We start from the raw sequence: 18,107 nt of genomic DNA, 5'->3' as shown, positions 1-18,107 counted from the left end.
CATCGTGACAGGCGGTGTAAAGTTGCCTTTGGTCGTGCTAGTTTAATGTCAATTTTTCGTATACGTGGGCAAAACGCCTGTCAGAACATAGAGTTGGCGCCACGTTTTAAAGCGGTTTGCGAGTTGTAAACCCCTTATTTTTCAGCATTTTTTATAGAGGCACGGGATTACATGGAAATCGGTCTGCGCGAGTGGCTGATCGTCATCGGCATTATTGTCATTGCCGGTATTCTTTTCGATGGCTGGCGTCGCATGCGCGGCGGCAAGGGAAAACTGAAATTCCGTCTTGACCGAAGTTTGTCCAATTTGCCGGACGAGGACACCAGCGCCGAGCTGTTGGGCCCGCCTCGCGTCCTGGATACTCACAAAGAACCGCAACTGGACGAGCACGATCTGCCGTCGGTGAGCATGCCTGCCCGTGAACCGCGTGAGTCGGGTTCCAAGCGCGGCAAGCGTGGCCATGGCGAGCCTTCCCAGGGCGACATGAACCTCAGTCTGGATCTGGACGGCGGCCCGAGCTTCAGCAGCCGTGACGACGACTTCCCGGATGACACCAAGTCTTCGGGCTCGGTCAGCGAGAAGGAACAACCGCAAGCGGAAGAAGTATTGGTGATCAGCGTGATCTGCCGTGACGCTGCCGGCTTCAAAGGCCCGGCGCTGTTGCAGAACATTCTGGAAAGTGGTCTGCGTTTCGGCGAGATGGACATCTTCCACCGTCACGAAAGCATGGCCGGTAATGGCGAAGTTCTGTTCTCCATGGCCAATGCGGTCAAGCCGGGCGTCTTCGATCTGGATGACATCGACCACTTCAGCACACCGGCAGTGAGCTTCTTCCTCGGTCTGCCAGGCCCGCGTCATCCGAAGCAAGCCTTCGACGTGATGGTGGCTGCGGCGCGCAAACTGTCTCAGGAGCTGAACGGCGAACTGAAAGACGACCAGCGCAGCGTGCTGACTGCCCAGACGATTGAGCATTACCGTCAGCGCATCGTTGAATTCGAACGTCGCGCATTGACCCAGAAGCGTTGATTCAAAAGATTGCTCCCGCGCCGTGCGCGGGACGATCAGCAAATAGATTGAGCAGCCTCGGCTGCTCTTTTGCTTTATGAGAGAACACCCATGACCGCCGCCAAAAACCGCATTCTAGAGCTGCGCGCTGAGCTGGATCAGCACAACTATCGTTATCACGTAATGGACGAGCCGAGCATTCCGGACGCCGAGTACGACCGGTTGTTCAATGAACTCAAGACGCTTGAAGCTGCCAATCCCGAACTGATCACCAGCGACTCGCCGACCCAGCGCGTCGGCAGCGCGGCGCTATCGGCGTTTACGCAGGTGCGCCACGAAGTGCCGATGCTCAGCCTCGGCAACGCCTTCGAAGAAGCCGATATGCGTGAGTTCGATCGGCGGGTGACCGAGGGGTTGGACTTGCCGGTCGGTGACCTGTTGGGTGGTGGCGCGGCGGTGGAATACAGCTGCGAGCCGAAACTCGACGGCCTGGCGGTCAGTCTGTTGTATCAAGATGGCGTGCTGGTGCGCGGCGCGACTCGTGGCGACGGCACGACCGGCGAAGACATAAGCGTCAACGTGCGCACCGTGCGCAACATTCCGCTCAAGCTGCACGGCACCGGTTGGCCGGCGACCCTGGAAGTGCGCGGCGAAGTGTTCATGTCCAAGGCCGGTTTCGAGCGTCTCAACGCCACGCAACTGGAAGTCGGCGGCAAGACTTTCGCCAACCCGCGTAACGCGGCGGCCGGCAGCTTGCGTCAGCTGGATTCGAAGATCACGGCCAACCGTCCATTGGAATTTTGCTGCTACGGCATCGGCCAGATTTCCGCTGATATTGCCGACACCCACATCGGCAATCTGAAGCAGCTTCAGGCCTGGGGCATGCCGATCAGCCATGAAATGAAACTGGCTCATGGCATCGATGAATGCCTGGATTACTACCGCGACATCGGCGAACGACGTAACGCGCTGGGCTATGAAATCGACGGCGTCGTTTTCAAGGTCAACAGCATCGCGTCCCAGCGTGAGCTGGGTTTTCGTGCTCGAGAACCGCGCTGGGCCATCGCGCATAAATTCCCGGCGATGGAAGAACTCACCGAGTTGCTCGACGTGGAATTCCAGGTCGGCCGTACTGGTGCCGTGACGCCCGTGGCGCGCTTGAAACCGGTCAAGGTTGCCGGCGTCACTGTGGCCAACGCGACGTTGCATAACATGGACGAAGTGGCGCGCCTGGGCCTGATGATCGGCGACACCGTGATCATCCGCCGCGCTGGCGACGTTATTCCGCAAGTGGTGCAAGTGGTCACCGAGCGCCGCCCGGATAACGCACGGCCGGTGCAGATTCCCGAAAAGTGTCCGGTCTGCGGTTCGCATGTCGAGCGCACGCAACTGGTCAAGCGCAGCAAAGGTCGCGAGACCGTCAGCGAAGGCGCGGTGTATCGCTGCGTCGGTCGCCTGGCCTGTGGTGCGCAACTCAAGCAGGCGATCATTCATTTCGTCTCCCGTCGCGCCATGGACATCGAAGGGCTGGGCGAGAAGAGCGTCGAGCAACTGGTGGACGAAGGCCTGGTGAGTTCGCCGGCCGATCTGTACGCCCTGACGTTCGAGCAGATCGTCGATCTGGAAGGCTTTGCCGAGTTGTCGAGCAAGAACCTGCTCAGCGCCATCGAAGACAGCAAGAAGCCAAGCCTGGCGCGGTTCATCTACGCCCTCGGGATTCCCGATGTCGGTGAAGAGACGGCCAAGGTACTGGCGCGCTCGCTCGGCTCGTTGGAGCGGGTTCAACAGGCGTTGCCCCAAGTGCTCACGTACTTGCCGGATGTTGGTCTGGAAGTGGCTCATGAGATCCACAGCTTCTTCGAAGATGCGCATAACCAGCAGGTGATCAAGGATCTGCTTAAGCACGGCATGCAGATTCAGGATCAGGGCGAGCTAAGTGCCGAGTTTGCGGCGAGCACCACGTTGGGCGGTTTCCTCGACAAGCTGCACATTCCTTCGGTCGGGCCGGGTGGGGCGCAGAAACTGGCCGACAAATTTGGTTCGCTTGAAGGGATTTTCAACGCCGACTGGCTGGATATGCGTCAGGCACTGCCGGAGAAGCAGGCCACTTCGGTCCGGGAGTTCTTCGCGGTTGCGCAAAATCGTCAAATTGCCGAGTCCGCCGAGAAACAGCTGCGTGATTTCGGTATGCACTGGCAGAGCGAAAAGAAAGTCGTCGAAGGCTTGCCGCTGGCCGGGCAGACTTGGGTGCTGACCGGTTCGCTCGAATTGATGAGCCGCGACATCGCCAAAGACAAGCTTGAAAGCCTTGGCGCCAAGGTGGCCGGTTCCGTCTCGGCCAAGACCCATTGCGTGGTCGCCGGGCCGGGAGCTGGCTCCAAGTTGACCAAGGCCAATGAGCTGGGATTGAAGGTGTTGGATGAAGAGGCGTTTGTCGAGTTTCTGAGTAAGCACGGCATCACGGTTTAGTCGTGATCGTTCCCATGCTCCGCGTGGGAATGCCGCCATGGACGCTCCGCGTCCGCTTCGAAGAGTGACGCAGAGCGTCACGGGATGCATTCCCACGCAGAGCGTGGGAACGATCATCCACGAGTAATGACCTAGTCTTGGCAAGCCCAAGGATAGATCGCCATGTACCGTTTCTTCGAACAGCTCAGCTCAGCTCACGCATCGCCGCGCCCTTCATCGGCGAAAGCTCGCGCAACAGCAAGGTCTGGCATTGCCGTTGTGGACAGTCGCTGTTCTTTCGTAATAGCCAGTGCCTGGCGTGCTCGGCGGCACTGGGTGCAGAGTCGTTTGTCGTCGCTGCAACCCGGATTGCAGGTCGATACCTGGCTGCTCGATGCCGATCCCGAGACGGGTGTGTTCCACCGCTGCGCCAACCTCGATTCCCCGGCTGCGTGCAATTGGCTGCTGCCGGTCAATGACCACGATGCGTTGTGCATTGCCTGTAGCCTGAATCGGACCATTCCTGATCTTTCGATGGCTGAAAACCACGGGCGCTGGCGCAAGGTTGAAACCGCCAAGCGTCGACTCGTCGCACAGTTGGTCAGCCTTGGTTTGGGCCGGCCGGATTTCTATCCATTCGTCCTGCCGCCGTCGGTTATCGCCAAGCTGCACTTTATCCACCTGGTGATTCAGCAAGAGGGCGGCAGGGCGGATGAGATGTTGCAGGACTTGTAGTCGCAGGCTTCACCAGCTGTATAGGCTGTGGTGTTTCCCAGGCTTTGCATGTCCTTGAAGCAGCACATTTTTTTTAATCCGCCCGAACGGTTGTAACTTCGTCTCAGATAGGTACAATGGCGCCGTTCGCCGTCAGGTGAACGTCGTTATGGTGATCCCATCGGTCCCCCCGCAACGATTACCCGTGAACCTGGTCAGATCCGGAAGGAAGCAGCCACAGCGGGAACATTGTGTGCCGGGGTGTGGCTGGTGGGGTTGCCTCCTATCTCTAAATCCTTGATTGTACAAGGATTTATCAGTAAAAAATCTCGAAGTGTGACAGCGTTTAGGTACACCAGAGTGGTGCACTATAAGCGGCATGCTAGCTCGTCCATTTCAGTTATTCCAAGCGATTCTTCTCAAGCTGCCTGCACTTGTGCTCAGTCCCCTAGCGGTTGGGCGGCTATGCCCTCATCAATTGTTCTTCAGTTGCGCTCGAGGTGGGCGAGTCAGTCTCTAGCATGTCCCTCAACTTCAAGAATGCCACGTTTGCCTATCCGCTTAGTGTCCCTCCATAGTTCGACATTATGATGAGTGGCAAAATTGTGGCTTGGTGATGGCAGTTTGCTTCGCGATTGTCCTTGTTTGGCTTATCATTCCCGCCAATTTGATCAAGCCATGGAAGCCGAAGATGTCTGCACGTTTGACAACGCTGTTAAAACCTATCTCCCTGACAGTGATTGCAGGGCTTCTTAGTGCCTGTGGTGGTGAAGAGGTTGATGTCCGACAGCTCCATACGATTCAGGGGCTTTACTACAAGGTCAACGATAAAGAACCATTTACTGGTACGGCAACCAATATGCCGGTTCTCAATTCCACGATGAATTACGCGAACTGCAACACAGAAATTAAGAAAGGATTGAAGGACGGTTTAGAAACCTGCCGTTATAACGATGGCAACAAGTATTCTGAAGCAGATTACGTTAAGGGCAATAAACACGGCAATGAAAAGCGCTGGCTCAATGATGGCTTTCTCTACACTGATTTTCATTGGGTTGATGGAAAGGCAAGCGGTCTGAATAAACTGTGGGATATTAAGAAACAACCAGTTTCTGAAATTGAAGCTATGAATGGTCAAAAAACCGGTGTAGAAAAACTATGGCGTGATGGGGTTTTGGAATACGATACCGTTTGGACGAATGGCACTCGTTCCGGGAAGTATTTCTATAATGGGTATTATTCTGTAATTACAAATGGAGCAAGTGGACCATTGCTCAAAGTAGGCACCAACGAACCATACGTTGAGGCTGTTGAGCCGGTCCATGTAGTCGTGAAAGAGACTACAATTTCGCCTGAAGATTGTTTGGCTGCGAAAATAAAATCTATTCATGATGAAGCTTTGGAATCTGGCGAAGAGATTGGTATTTCGCAAGACATGCTTAGTGAATTTAAATCAGAATGTGGCGCGTAGAATAGAGCCAATTCAAGACAGAAGCCGCTAGGGATATACTCCTATCGGCGCTGTGTGAAGCTGCTCCGCCTGCGTCTTGTTCAGTGCCTTTTCGCGCTGCACCGCTTTTGTGTTGTCGGTTGCCTCTGGCCTGCCCAGCTTCTTACCTTCTACCTTTGCGCAAATCAAACCCTGCTGGGTACGTTCGAAGTAGATCACGTTCAAATTCAGCCACTGCCCGCAGCACCTGCATGGTCATCTTGCCTGCTGCATTGGTGAGGTCACCAAGCTCCACTGTCTGACGCACATCCATAAGTTTGCGACCCAAGACGGTCCAGCTTGGGGGCAATCAGCATGCCTCAAAATTCCGTACGCTCAAATACCTTTTGAGATTGTTGATACCTACAACTGCCGCTCTGAGAGCCACTTGGTGAACTCATCTATAGCGGCGCCTATTGCGTGCTGGCTAACGCTTAAAGCACTTAGCATGTAGCGTACACCGCATCGAAGTCCTTACACGCCTGATCAACTTTGTACTTCATCATCAGAGATGTAGAAAGTTTAACTAGCTGATCGAATAGTAGATGTCCGGACTGAATAGTGCATCGACCAAGGCACTCAGAGTTATCCACCCCATAGACATAAGCCGTGTAAAACACGCTGTTGGCCTCCCGATTCAATCCAACCGTTAAATATTTAATCGGGTGCGGGACAGAGGCCTTGCGCAAGGAAAACTGTAGGGCATCCTCAAAAGGCGTAAACATTGCGGATGAAGACATGACAAAGAGGCTGGCGATATCAAGGGCATCTTCAACCTGCTCCATCGTTGGAGTTTTATATTCGTGCTCAAGAGTATTACGTAGCCTTACCGCTTTGCGCAAAATACTGGGGACCAATAACCCAAGATTTTTTAACTTCTCAATCTTCTCCTTTACATCCAGTCTTGATGATTTAAAGCCAAAAGAGCTGAGCAGTCGATCCATTTGACTAACTATTGCTCGCTTGATGTTTGTCGTCGCATTTATTAGCGCCGACTGCCCTCCCCGTTGGAAGTCTTCTTCTGCCAAGATAAGAAACTCAATTGGGGAGATTTCCGTTTCGATAAACTCGACTAAACTGAAGCTCCCACCGATTAGAGACACACCACACTTGCTCATATCGATAGCGTGTTCAATGCAAAAGGCTTTGATATCCATGTCCCCTCCGGACCAGCAGCTGTCTAGCAGCGAGCGAAATTAGTATACCAGTTAAGAAATTAACCGAACGCCCTGAGCCTAGTCTGGCTTTGATCGCCGGGGACACGTAAGGCAGAATCTCTGAAGTCCGTGGCAGGCCAATCGAATATCGGCCCATACAGTAGAGGGCGAATATCAATAGGGGGCTTCTGGAGAATCGGCAGAACGGGACACTATAGAGCGGCCTCCTCAACCCCTACGCAGGCACAGAAGCCTGCCAGAGGCGAAAAAATAGAATATCCAAGGCCCTAAAGGTAGCAACACTAGCGTGGCCTATACGCTGCTATAGGAGCTTATGTCTCTGAGGTTAGGGTTGCTTTAACCCGCTGAACTGTAGCCGTGCTGCACTCCAGAATGTGGGCTACTCCGCGAATGCTCTTGCCGTCATTCAGCAGTATCGTGATGCGGTTACGAAGGTCTGTATCCACCTGACGGCCTTTGTACGCACCAGGTTACGCTAGTAAAGAAGCTCGATGACCATCGAGATCGGGTTGCTGATCACGCTGATACTCTGGCTGGTGCATCAATTGCCGCTCCTATCGGATTGACCGCATTGGTAGTCCAATCGCCTAATACAGCTCAACAGGACCCCATGTTAGTTCCTGATTAACCCCTCTGTGCCTGCCCAGCGCATCGCTACCGGCTTTCCGGTTAGGGGCGGACCGCAGAGCAGCATTTGTGGAGCCTTATAAAACAGCTATCAATATGCCTGTTGATTCCAAAGGCGGGTAGGTATATTCAGCCAATTAGGAAATCCATTCAATGCTGTCGAGGGACGAGAAGTGGCGAAATTTAAAGCGGAGATAGTTGGGGTATTCGGTGAGGATATCGCAGTACGATATCTCCAAGGCAAGGGATACGAATTGGTTACGTTTGGAGGGGATGATAAAACAGCTGCCTCTAAATTTGTGAAGGAGCTCCCTAGGATAACTAGATACTGGATAGGCTCTTCTCGGGCTGATCTCGCTACATTGCAATTCACAAATGATAATACATGGGTGGCAGGAAATCTTCCCGGATGGGCAGACCTATCAGATGGTACGGTTGATGCTCTTACCTCGACTTGTCGGGCGACATCTAAGTGTCGCATGCGGGATGGCAGTCAAAAGAAGTCGCCTTGTGCTGCTGGAGTGGGGCTATTTGAGCGAGCAAACCTTGCTAAGGTTTATCCTCTTGGAGTCTCAATCCAGTCTCGTGATGGTATTCAGTTAAAGAGAAGTGCGATGCACTTTGCTTATGATTGTTCTAATCACCTTGCGGAGATCATTGCGTCTGACTATCTTGGCGACATTATCCCTCTAGGTGATTTTATGCGAGACAACCATCTGGTATCTGGCTACATACAGAAAACCTGGGAGAAGTATGCGAGCAGCGAGATGAAACTTCCATATTCAGGGGAGGACATAAGAACGGCGGGTATGACTACTCCTGAGGCAGAGGGTATGAAAAATGCCAATCGTCTTTATATGCGACAGCAGCAGAAGAGATTTCCGGATGGTCATCCCGGTCGATTCGATTTCGTGGCTAAAGACGAACTAGGTTTGATAGCAGTCGAAGTGAAGGTCAATACCTCGAAAATGTCGTATTGGCAGGAGCTTCGCTTCCTGCTCTTAAACAGGATGGGCCATAGAACTATGCTTTTGAATGTTAAGGGAGATTATGCAAGTCTAGAGATGAGTTATTCGGGTGGAGGGTTTGAAGGTGTGGCTGTAGAGGTCGTGAACAATCCTCTAGTTACTGCTCAGGAGTTGGACGGATATTCATTTGAAAGCGTCATGTCCACTGTGCCTCGAAACCATATCTACTTTTGAGCTTGAAGATGCGGCACCTGTTGTTCGCAATTGGTGCGATGCGGTTTGAGAAGTGCCATGAAACCCAAGCTGAACCCTGCGTTAACTCTGGATACTGAGGCATGCAATTCGATCCTGATTAGGCCGAGGCTAGAGAGTGGATGGAGCGTGTTTAATTGGGTACACCCTGATGACCACTGCTCGGATGAATACAGTTTCGTGGTTCCCAGCCTTGTTGCCACCCATCGCAGACAGATTGAACACCATCGCCCAGCCATATACTGTGTGCACATACAGCATTCGGTGCGTGCGGGATGAAAGACGATTTGATCGATGACAGCGGGTTTTGAACTAGGGCTCCCCTCTCGCGAGGAAATGCTCAAGCACCAGTTTGATTTGCTGTGTGCCGAGCTGGAACTGGCTCGCTACAGCAGGTATCGAGGTACATCAAACGATCACTCAGGGTGAGTACAGGCTCACACTGATAGAAGAACCCTCGGTCTTCGGCGGGTAGGAAAACCGCTTTCCACAGCCTGACCATCGCCCGCTAAAATTTTCGGGCCACTCGCACATCGGATTGAGAATCAGGCTGGAAATATAATGATGGGGCTCACCCGGCGTGACGTACTGCATCCAGCGAGAATAGGTACTGCACACACCGGGCGAGCGGGACAGATTGTAGGTTACTGCTCTCTGGCTGTCAGCGATCAAAGGCGTATTCGCATGATTGCGTCAGTGATCGCTTGAGCATTTGTGTCTAGTCCTTTGATCGTCAGATCATCAGTATTTATCCAGTGGCGAGGTAGTCGCCCATGGAAGCCGACGACATTGATTGACATGCTTGGCTGGAGGGTGAATTTGCCATCAGAAATTTTGTGATCTGGAAATTTTTGAGCGGCTGTTTTTTTAATTTGGTTCATACCAAAACAAAGGGGCCCCATAAGCCCCTTTAGACTGTTCTGACAGTATGTAGTCGGTCCCCCCCTTCCCAAGTCCATATCCGTTATGATTTCACCTTTGGCGCATACGAGCCGTTTCAGTAGTGGCGTTGCGTGCTCAGCCTCTTCAATACTAGTAATAACAAGGGACCATGAATGATCAGCAACGGACGTGCTTATTGGTGGGTCAACCACAAGCAGACATTCAAGGCGGAGATCGAGGGTGGATACGTTTGGTCTCCGAAGCGGAAGAAGGACGGTAGCTTCAACATGACTTACGAGAATCTGAGTCATGTGAAGCCTGGAGATGTGGTTGTCTCCTATGCCAACACAGTCATTAAAGCTATCGGTATCGCAACCACAGGGGCTCTAGATCGGGGTAAACCGAAAGAGTTCGGGCAGGGGGTCGGTGAGAACTGGTCGGAGCATGATGGATGGCTGGTACCTATTGAATGGACACTGCTTCCAGTGCCCATTAGGCCTAAAGATCACATCTCTCAGATTGCACCGCTGCTGCCGAGCAAGTATTCCCCTATCCGTCTAGACGGAAATGGCAACGAAAGCTGCTACTTAGCCAGCATTTCCTCAGATCTGGGCCACCTAATTCTTACTCTGGCGGGCCAACCAGATACAGAAGCGATCAGCCGGATAGAAGAACTGGCTGACCAGATCGAAGATGATGTGGCGGAGCAAGAAATACTCAAGTCTCATCGCCAGCCAACCGAGAAGGATCAATTGGTCAGAGCGCGGCAGGGGCAGGGTGTCTTTCGGCAGCGTGTAATGTCGGTAGAAGGGCGGTGTAGGGTCACCGGGGTCGCAGATGAGCGGTTTTTGATTGCAAGTCACATCAAGCCGTGGAGGGTATCGGATGATCAGGAAAGGCTAGATGGGGAGAACGGCTTTCTGCTGGCGCCACACATCGACAAGCTATTCGACAAAGGCTGGGTTAGCTTCACTGAAGAGGGGCAGTTGCTGGTAGCCGTTGAGGCTCTCAAGGTGCTGAATGCTTGGAATATAGGTCCAGATATCGACGTAGGACGATTCACTCAAAAGCAGAGTCAGTTTCTGAGTCACCACCGGCAGTATGTTTTTAAGCTAAAGCTAAATAGCTGATTTTCGATGGGCCAAGGGTAGGCTCGGTTCTGGTCTTTACAATCATCAAGTATTCGACTCAGATTGACGTTTGAGCTAGGATAATTCTTAGCGTACATGATTTTCATACATGGGTGCGCACGCTAGTGTCTAGTCAATATGATAAACACGATGTTTAAATAAAGAAACTAGTCATCCCTGTGTCGTTGATCTTAAATTACTTTCTATAAGACAGAAAATTGGGAGTTTAAATGGGATTTAACATGTACCAAGTCAAGGGTGGGAAGCCTAAAATTCTGTTGAATGCTCGAATATTAAAAGATACGCGCATGGAAGATGTTCATTCTGAAATTAATAGGCTTGTTAACATTTGCGGAAGAAAGCGACTAAGCAAAAATCTTGCGGAGCTGGTTCAATACGAAAAGTGTCGACTTGTTATTCCAAGCTATTTTCGTACGATGGAAGAAATATCTCGATCTGTAGCTTTTGAAACATCTAGCACTGAAAGGTGTATTGAGATGTACAAGGCTTTGATAATTTCTCAGGCCGATGAGATAGAATGTTTTGTTGCTGCTAGGGATGAGTTCGAACGCGCGATTGCTCTAAATTTGTTAACCGATGCAAAAACTATAATAGAGAACATGCATCGGGATTTAGGTGAATCTCTTTGGTGGGTAAAAGCAAAGTTAATTTTGCTTTTCTTGGTTGGAAATGCCGAGGAAATGCAGGCATTTTGCGATGAAATACAAGAGCGTACAAGCAATACTTCTTCTGCATATTATTTTAATTCTCTGATTTGGACCACGCAGTCAAGTGCGCCTTATTATAATTTGCAGAAAATTATTGCTAAGGCGGTTGATGAGTTTAGCACCTCGAAACAGAAGGGGAATGCATGGGTGCTAGAGGCTTTGTATTTTCCAATGATGTTTGTGGAAAATCCTAGTCTTGTCGATATGGACTTGATGCAGCTATTTCCGGTGATTGACCAGTATGGTGTGCTTACTAATTATATCTATTCACAATTATGTGAAGGGCGTCAGGATCCAGGTCACGAAAGATTTTTGCGTTCAATTTTAGATGATTTTTCGCGGGTGATTTCAGATCCCCAGCTTAGTGGATTTTTAAAATACATTAAGGAAGGCGACAGGGGGCTGGAATGTAACGTTGGTACAGAAATTCTCAAAGCGTACGAGTCTGGAAGATACTCGGAGTGTATTCAAATATATGTAGATGGTATTAGGAATATCAAGAATCCTATCTCATATTTGAATATGATTGCGAAAGCTCAGTTGTACGCTGGTATAGATCTTAGGTTGGGCTATCCATTGCTGGATAAAACAATTAAAAGCCTAAAAGAGATTTATTCCCTTTCAAGTCGGCGTCCAGCGCATGTGAGGAGATAACTGACAACATTGTTCGGTTTCAAGGAACCGGAATATCCTTGGAGCTACAAACATTACTTGCCGTAGCCATTCCTCAGAGATATAGCGACGAAAAGTTGATCAATATAATATCCGCGAGTATTTGTCGCGGAGGCGGGGGGCTTCCTTTACAGATTAGTATGATCCGCAACGGGAAAAAACTATTCTCCAATGATTATGGATTTTCGACCAATTCTGTTCCTTCAGAACGAGTTCTGAGATGTGGCCCCGCTCCGGACACGGGCATGGAAAATGATCTTTTCAGTCTAGATGATTCTCTATTTCTAAAAAAAGATATCATTGAGTACAAGTGTCGGGCTCTGTGGTTCTCTGGTCAAATAGAGCCGCTTATAATGCTGGCAGCAGACTATCTGGTTGAAAATCCTGAGAGCTATTTGTGTCTTCCAATGGATGGTTTAGTTGATATAATTGGGAGAGATTTCATTTGTACAATTGAGTCCATTATCATTTGTCATTTTTACGTTAAATTTATATCGGAAGAAAAGAGGGCCACGCTAAATGAACTTTTTGAAGAGCTAATTTTTTCAAATGGTTGCAGCAAACCTAGTGATATGTTTGAAAGTCTAGGAGAACTGCCTTCTAGTAAAAGGTTGTTGTTTCTTCAGCATATTTGCACATATGAGAATCTCGATTTTTTGTCCGTATTCCAAAGCAGCGATGAGTTGAGGGCTGAGCGAATAAAGATATTAGAAAATTTATATGCTCAAAAGCTTATAGCTAGAGAACCTTATTTCAATGAGCTTGAATTAATTATCCGACAAGTCGTAATGGACTCCGCCACAAGTAGCTTTTCTCGAAGCAAAATTTTTGTAGATCATGACGCGATTAAGAGAAAAGTCATTCCAGAAGTTCGATCTCTACTGGAAATATTCAAAGCGTCTATTGAGAGTTCTGAAGGGGATGAGGATGAAGATGCTCTTATTATACTTAATGAGAGCTCGCGTGCTGAAAATATAGGTAGCGCTATGTTACCCGGACGCCGAAACTCTCTACTAGTTAAAATTCTTGAACAGGTTAGAGACTGCTTTCTATTTGATGAAACATTTGGGTTGGATTCAAATCTTTCGGCAGAAATCAGGCATGGAATTTTTTCCAATTTTATTCGATCAGAGATAGATAGCCGCAAGCTAATCACCGAAAGAACTAGCTCTGGTGAGTATGAAGCTAATAGATATTGGCGTGGTGTCTACTCTGATATTCTTACACCTCGATTTTTAGGTGTATTAAATGCTCAATTGGCATGGTTTTCTGAAAATTTCAACTTGCTAGTCTCTAATGCCGAAAAGTGGATGAAGATATCCACTACACTAGAAGATAGTTATTCAGCGTTTCGCTACATAACGCATCTTGAAGAGTTTACCGAGCTGCGCGAGTCTGCGTTAAGTGCCCATGGCCCCGAAGATCTGATCGATGAGATTTTGGATTGGCTTTGGTCTCATACTGAAGCGAACTTAGAAGTAATGAAGGAACGCATCAATGATGGGTTCAAAAATAGCATTGATAGTCTATTCGATGAATTAGCAGATCGAATAAACAATGTGAAAGGAGACGCAGAGCTCAAGGATCTGATGGGGAGTATTCATGCGGCCAAAAATAGTACTAGAGAAATAATCAGGGAAATATCGGAGTGGTTTTCTCGAAGCGAAAGTAAGACTTTCGATGCCCAGGAGTTGGGGCAGTTGATAGATATATCTATCAGTTGTTTCGAGAAAATTAAAGGCCGTAATTTTAATATCGAAAAAGAAGTATATCCGCAAGTCGCAGAGTTTTTTATCCCTGGAAACTTTGTCAATTCTATGATTCTCGCGATGATAAATTTATTGACGAATTGTACGCGTCATAGTGGTCTTGGCGAAGATGTTCCGATATATATAAGCGTTAAACCTTACATTTCAGGGTTTGTCGTAGAGATATCCAATGGTTTAAGTCAGGAAAGATTGTTAGAAATAACTCAGGATTTTGTAGAGCAGAAAAATGCTTCCTTCTCTTCTGATGATACACTCGAACTACTACGATCCGAAGGCGGAACGGGATTAGCAAAGGCTTTTCATCACTTAAAGTCTGCAAGTCCTGGTTTTAATTTAAAGGTTCAAAAACAAGATGAGTTTTTTTCGTGTGAGGTGACTTATGAGTCTGTCGATCTTGTTGGTTGAGGATAACAACTACAAACGTCAAAAAATCATGGATCATATTATTTTATTCTCGTCGAGCATCGTGATTGAAGAGGCTCATTCTTTTACTTCTGGATCTAAGAAAGTACTTGAAAATAACTATGGTCTAGTTGTATTAGATATTGGCCTTCCTACTTACGATCGGGTGGGGGCTGAATCTGGTGGTCGAAATCGAATGTTTGGTGGACGCGAAATTGCCCGTAAACTTTTACGCCGTCAAAGTGATTCAGATATTCTTTTTATAACGCAGTATGATGCTTTTAGTGAAGGGGGGCTTTCTCTATCTCTATCTGAGTTGAGAGCGTTATTAATGTCTGAGTGTGGTGATAATTTTGTTGATCTGATTTATTACGATGGCTCAAAAACAATTTGGAAAGATCAGCTTACATCAGCACTAAAAAAAGCCGAAAAGAAAAAAACATGAAAATATTATTGGTTGATGATGATGCTGTTAGATCGCAACGCCTTACTGAATGGCTTTGTGAGCTTGGGTTCGTAGAAGAGGATGTTGTAAGTGTGTCTAGCGTCAATGATGCTAGAGTCAAGATGACAGATTCATATTTTGATGTGCTTCTTCTAGATGTTGTACTTCCACGGCGCCAACACGATCAGCCAATGTGGAAAAATGGTATTTGGTTACTCAACTATATCAATAGTTCAGCAAGGGTAAGAAAACCAGAAAAAATAATAGGCATCACAGCTTATATTGATGATATAAGCTCTTTTAAGGCGGAGTTTGAAAAGCTTTGCTTAGTCGTTATTGAGGTGCAAACAGGTTATACGGATTGGCAGGAAAAACTTTCGCATGCCATTAATTATACTCGTTCTTCAAAATATGCTCGTGGGTCTGAGGGCGTAAACGTCTTCGCCATTACCGTACATGGTATCCGGACTTTTGGTCATTGGCAGTCTAGGCTAAAGGCCTTGACGCAGGCTAATGCCGGGTTCATCGAGTTTCAGAGTTATAAGTATGGGTATTTTCCGGTCTTCTTTTTTATGGTTCCTTTTTTTCAGCGACGAGAGGTATTTCGGCTGAAGGAAAAATTAAAGGTATTGTTTTCCGAAAGCGGCGAGAAAAAATTGGTTATTTTTTCTCATAGCTTTGGCACCTATTTAGCAGCACATGCATTGAGGGAGTTGTCAAAGGAGAGCAATCTACCTGTTATTGATAAACTCGTGCTAAGTGGCAGCGTTCTAAAGTCAAACTTCGACTGGGGGTTTATTAAAGCTTTTCCGGGAATGAAAGTTATAAATGATTGCGGGACACATGATTATGTGCTTTGGCTTAGTGAAGCATTTATACCTAAAACCGGGATGGCGGGTAAAACAGGTTTTTATGGTTTTCATACCGATCGATTTATAAATAGATTTTTCAAAGGAGGGCATGATTTATATTTTAGAGGGGACGACTTTATGGAAAGTAACTGGCTCCCCCTGTTCTCTGAAGACCCAGTGAAGTCGCACGATGAGCGGGGAGAATCTAATATTGTTCATATGTTTTTCGAGAAAACATTTGCTTTTGTCGGAACCTGTTTGCCCTTGGTGATAATTTCCGCAGGTCTAGCGTCAATTTGGTATTACTTTACGTAAACTGGATGATTTTTATAGCTGGCGAAATGCGCCAAATTATGGAGCAGATAGGAATAGGCAAATTTTTTATGTTGGATGTCTTGGCTGATTTGAACTACAACGTAGTTTGTGCGATCAGCCACGATCTTATTCAAGCTTTAGCGCGGAGAATACCCGCTAAACGGCCCGAAATAGAGTCGATCATGTTTTATTCCAATGGCGTTTGACGGTGGCGATACCGAGCGTGAGTTCAGCCGCAACCTGCGCTTGTGTCTTCTCCTGTGCTTTCAGGCGCTGTACTGATGCAGTGGTGCCATTGGCTTCTGGACGCCCTAGCTTTTTGCCTTCAGCCTTGGCACGCATCAAACCTTGTTGAGTACGTTCGATCAGGAGGTCACGTTCGAACTCAGCGACAGCCCCCAGCACCTGCATTGTCATCTTGCCTGCTGCACTGGTTAGGTCTACGCCGCCAAGGGCGAGGCAGTGGACACGGATACCTGTGGTTGCAAGATGCTCAACAGTTTGACGGACATCCATCGCGTTACGGCCCAATCGGTCCAGTTTGGTAACGATCAGCACGTCTGACGACTCCATGCGTTCCACCAGTTTCCGAAAGCCGGGGCGCTCGTTGGCGGCGATACTGCCTGAGATGGTTTCTTCTACTACCCGGCTCGCTTGCACTTCGAAGCCTGCCGCTTTCACTTCTTGTACTTGATTCTCTGTGAACTGAGTCGAGGTGCTGACACGGCAGTACAGGAAGGTGCGGGACATTACGGTGACTCCTTGGTATCGCTTAAGGTGGTATCACTGTAACGCGGTATCATAAAATCGTAAACGATATTTAAATGATACCTAATGGCGCCTGTCTGGAGCGTATCGTTTAACGGTCGTTTAATGATGCTCTACTTGCATAGGTACGTGGACACTTTGTTTTTTCGTTTCTGCATTGTACGTAGGTGTTGTACTTAAATTTCGCAGCCCGAAAACCTCGGGACGCAAAAAATATGCACGGCGATTTTTTTGATCCGACAATACCAATAAGGTGGATCGATTTAGCCCCTTTAGCCCTTTCTGAGAGCACGTAGTCGGTCCCCCCCGTGTCACTCCTTTTTTAGCCGATTAGTGATGTAGACGATGGATGTTGCTGCGAACTCAAGGAAAAATTCTGCTTCAGCCTTTGAAAGCCCTGACTCGATTGTGCCACCGTGCCTAACGAAATCTTTGTTACTCGCATAGCCGTAGGCTTGGGTAATCAAGCGTTCAATATCAGCGTCGAGCTTTGCTTGTCTGATAATCTTGCCGAGCGTTCCGTTCGGCTCATTCAGAAGCACCATGAGGCTTGATTCAACGGAGCTGATTGACTCCTTTATGGAGTTTTCGAAGTCAGGCGTTGCTGAGTAGATGAAGTTCTTCGCCTTTAGCCATTGCGCACGGATTGGCGTCAGTTCGTTGGCCAACGCTTCATTTGCCTTGGCCCAATTCCTAGATGATGGCGCGTGTCGTTGTATCCGTTTTAGGTCGAGCAAGACATCTGCATAGAGTTCCTGCACGTAGACACGCCGACTAGCATATGTGCTCATTACCTGGAGCTTGCAAAATGCCATGAAGACTTCGAGAGATTTGTGCGGGTTGGGATTCGCATATTTCGCTTCTTCCAGATCAATCGTCACCTCCGCATAGAGCTCCCGGTATTCGGCAGATTGAGTAGCGGTCCGGCCATCGGTGGCAAACGCGATCATTAATGTCTGTATTGCTATGACCTTAGCGCCAAGTTCTATCGCCTGCTTGCTATCCATAAATTACTCCTGGCTTCCTGGTGAGCATATTACCCCAGCTTAATCAGGGCTTGGAGGTGAGGGAGACGGGAGCTTTATTCGAACACCACAATGGCTATTTCCTTGATCCTAGGCGTCTTTGATAGCGGTTATTGCCTCAACTTGAGAATCCCAGCGGTGATGGCCGAGGCATTTGTGTCGAGTGTATCCAGCGCCGTGATGGCGTTGTTATGTGCTTCGGGCGAACCAGTTGACCTTGCCCACAAGGCGACTTCTTCAATTGCTGCGGCTAGTGCGTGCTGGTTGTGCAGTAGCAAGGTCAGTACGTCCGCTGTGGCGATGTCGGCATCTGTGTTGTCTGGCATGGTGGTCATCCTTGAATGGGTGGTGATCGAATGTGGGCTGCCGGGATCGAGCAAGAAGAGTTTTAATAGTCCAAGCCCACTGCGGAATGACGCTCGGGGCTGAGTAGTGAATA

At 48.7% G+C, this 18,107-nt stretch carries 14 protein-coding genes, 1 other RNA gene and 2 pseudogenes; 11 read left to right on the top strand and 6 right to left on the bottom strand.

Translation table 11 applies throughout. The features are described from left to right. The first annotated feature begins 171 nt into the window (after window positions 1-171). The 5 genes and pseudogenes from zipA (at window position 172) to FQ185_RS09515 (ending at window position 5,638) form a co-directional block, all read left to right on the top strand. Window positions 172-1,026: a cell division protein ZipA gene (gene zipA, locus FQ185_RS09535; protein WP_149417204.1), complete on the top strand. Its 855-nt coding sequence runs from the start codon at window positions 172-174 to the stop codon at window positions 1,024-1,026. Window positions 1,027-1,116: 90 nt separating this feature from the next. Next, the gene (gene ligA / locus FQ185_RS09530) at window positions 1,117-3,474 is read left to right on the top strand and encodes an NAD-dependent DNA ligase LigA (RefSeq protein ID WP_149417203.1); all 2,358 of its coding nucleotides are present in this window, start codon (window positions 1,117-1,119) and stop codon (window positions 3,472-3,474) included. A gap of 162 nt (window positions 3,475-3,636) precedes the next feature. Then, window positions 3,637-4,068 (top strand): annotated as a pseudogene (locus FQ185_RS09525) (zinc-ribbon domain-containing protein); the annotation flags it as partial. A 278-nt stretch (window positions 4,069-4,346) separates the two neighbouring features. Next, window positions 4,347-4,443: signal recognition particle sRNA small type (gene ffs, locus FQ185_RS09520), an RNA gene on the top strand. A 415-nt stretch (window positions 4,444-4,858) separates the two neighbouring features. Next, entirely contained in the window at window positions 4,859-5,638 is a 780-nt protein-coding gene (locus FQ185_RS09515) for a toxin-antitoxin system YwqK family antitoxin (RefSeq protein ID WP_149417202.1), read from the top strand. Between the two features lie 27 nt (window positions 5,639-5,665). Here FQ185_RS09515 and FQ185_RS30525 read toward each other — a convergent pair. The 3 genes and pseudogenes from FQ185_RS30525 to FQ185_RS09500 form a co-directional block, all read right to left on the bottom strand. Then, window positions 5,666-5,973: pseudogene (locus FQ185_RS30525) on the bottom strand (recombinase family protein); the annotation flags it as partial. A gap of 126 nt (window positions 5,974-6,099) precedes the next feature. Then, complete coding sequence (locus FQ185_RS09505) at window positions 6,100-6,813, bottom strand: hypothetical protein (RefSeq protein WP_149417201.1); 714 nt, start codon at window positions 6,811-6,813, stop codon at window positions 6,100-6,102. A gap of 332 nt (window positions 6,814-7,145) precedes the next feature. Beyond that, entirely contained in the window at window positions 7,146-7,280 is a 135-nt protein-coding gene (locus FQ185_RS09500; RefSeq protein ID WP_149417200.1) for a helix-turn-helix domain-containing protein, read from the bottom strand. A 354-nt stretch (window positions 7,281-7,634) separates the two neighbouring features. Here FQ185_RS09500 and FQ185_RS09495 point away from each other — a divergent pair, with 354 nt between their 5' ends. The 6 genes from FQ185_RS09495 to FQ185_RS09470 all read left to right on the top strand — a co-directional run bounded on the left by FQ185_RS09495 (window position 7,635) and on the right by FQ185_RS09470 (window position 15,875). Continuing rightward, complete coding sequence (locus FQ185_RS09495) at window positions 7,635-8,663, top strand: hypothetical protein (protein ID WP_149417199.1); 1,029 nt, start codon at window positions 7,635-7,637, stop codon at window positions 8,661-8,663. A gap of 1,073 nt (window positions 8,664-9,736) precedes the next feature. Beyond that, window positions 9,737-10,693 (top strand): HNH endonuclease, encoded by a 957-nt coding sequence (locus FQ185_RS09490; protein WP_149417198.1) that lies wholly within the window; start codon window positions 9,737-9,739, stop codon window positions 10,691-10,693. A 242-nt stretch (window positions 10,694-10,935) separates the two neighbouring features. Continuing rightward, complete coding sequence (locus tag FQ185_RS09485; protein ID WP_149417197.1) at window positions 10,936-12,075, top strand: hypothetical protein; 1,140 nt, start codon at window positions 10,936-10,938, stop codon at window positions 12,073-12,075. Window positions 12,076-12,338: 263 nt separating this feature from the next. Further along, window positions 12,339-14,267: a hypothetical protein gene (locus FQ185_RS09480; protein WP_149417196.1), complete on the top strand. Its 1,929-nt coding sequence runs from the start codon at window positions 12,339-12,341 to the stop codon at window positions 14,265-14,267. After that, the gene (locus FQ185_RS09475; RefSeq protein WP_149417195.1) at window positions 14,242-14,709 is read left to right on the top strand and encodes a response regulator; all 468 of its coding nucleotides are present in this window, start codon (window positions 14,242-14,244) and stop codon (window positions 14,707-14,709) included. The genes FQ185_RS09480 and FQ185_RS09475 overlap by 26 nt, the downstream gene beginning before the upstream one ends. Continuing rightward, entirely contained in the window at window positions 14,706-15,875 is a 1,170-nt protein-coding gene (locus FQ185_RS09470) for an alpha/beta hydrolase (protein WP_149417194.1), read from the top strand. The genes FQ185_RS09475 and FQ185_RS09470 overlap by 4 nt, the downstream gene beginning before the upstream one ends. A gap of 180 nt (window positions 15,876-16,055) precedes the next feature. Here the strand turns inward: FQ185_RS09470 and FQ185_RS09465 are convergent, their stop codons facing one another. From FQ185_RS09465 to FQ185_RS09455, 3 genes are all read right to left on the bottom strand, one after another. Beyond that, complete coding sequence (locus tag FQ185_RS09465) at window positions 16,056-16,625, bottom strand: recombinase family protein (protein ID WP_149417193.1); 570 nt, start codon at window positions 16,623-16,625, stop codon at window positions 16,056-16,058. Between the two features lie 329 nt (window positions 16,626-16,954). Further along, on the bottom strand, window positions 16,955-17,650 hold the full coding sequence (locus FQ185_RS09460) for a hypothetical protein (protein WP_149417192.1): 696 nt from the start codon (window positions 17,648-17,650) through the stop codon (window positions 16,955-16,957). 128 nt (window positions 17,651-17,778) lie between these two features. Further along, a complete protein-coding gene (locus tag FQ185_RS09455; RefSeq protein ID WP_130205842.1) occupies window positions 17,779-17,994 on the bottom strand; it encodes a hypothetical protein in 216 nt (71 codons plus the stop codon). Window positions 17,995-18,107: the final 113 nt, after the last annotated feature.

The organism is Pseudomonas sp. ANT_H12B (assembly GCF_008369325.1).
In the GTDB taxonomy this organism is placed as follows: Bacteria; Pseudomonadota; Gammaproteobacteria; order Pseudomonadales; family Pseudomonadaceae; genus Aquipseudomonas.
This window is presented reverse-complemented; position numbering and strand designations above follow the sequence as displayed.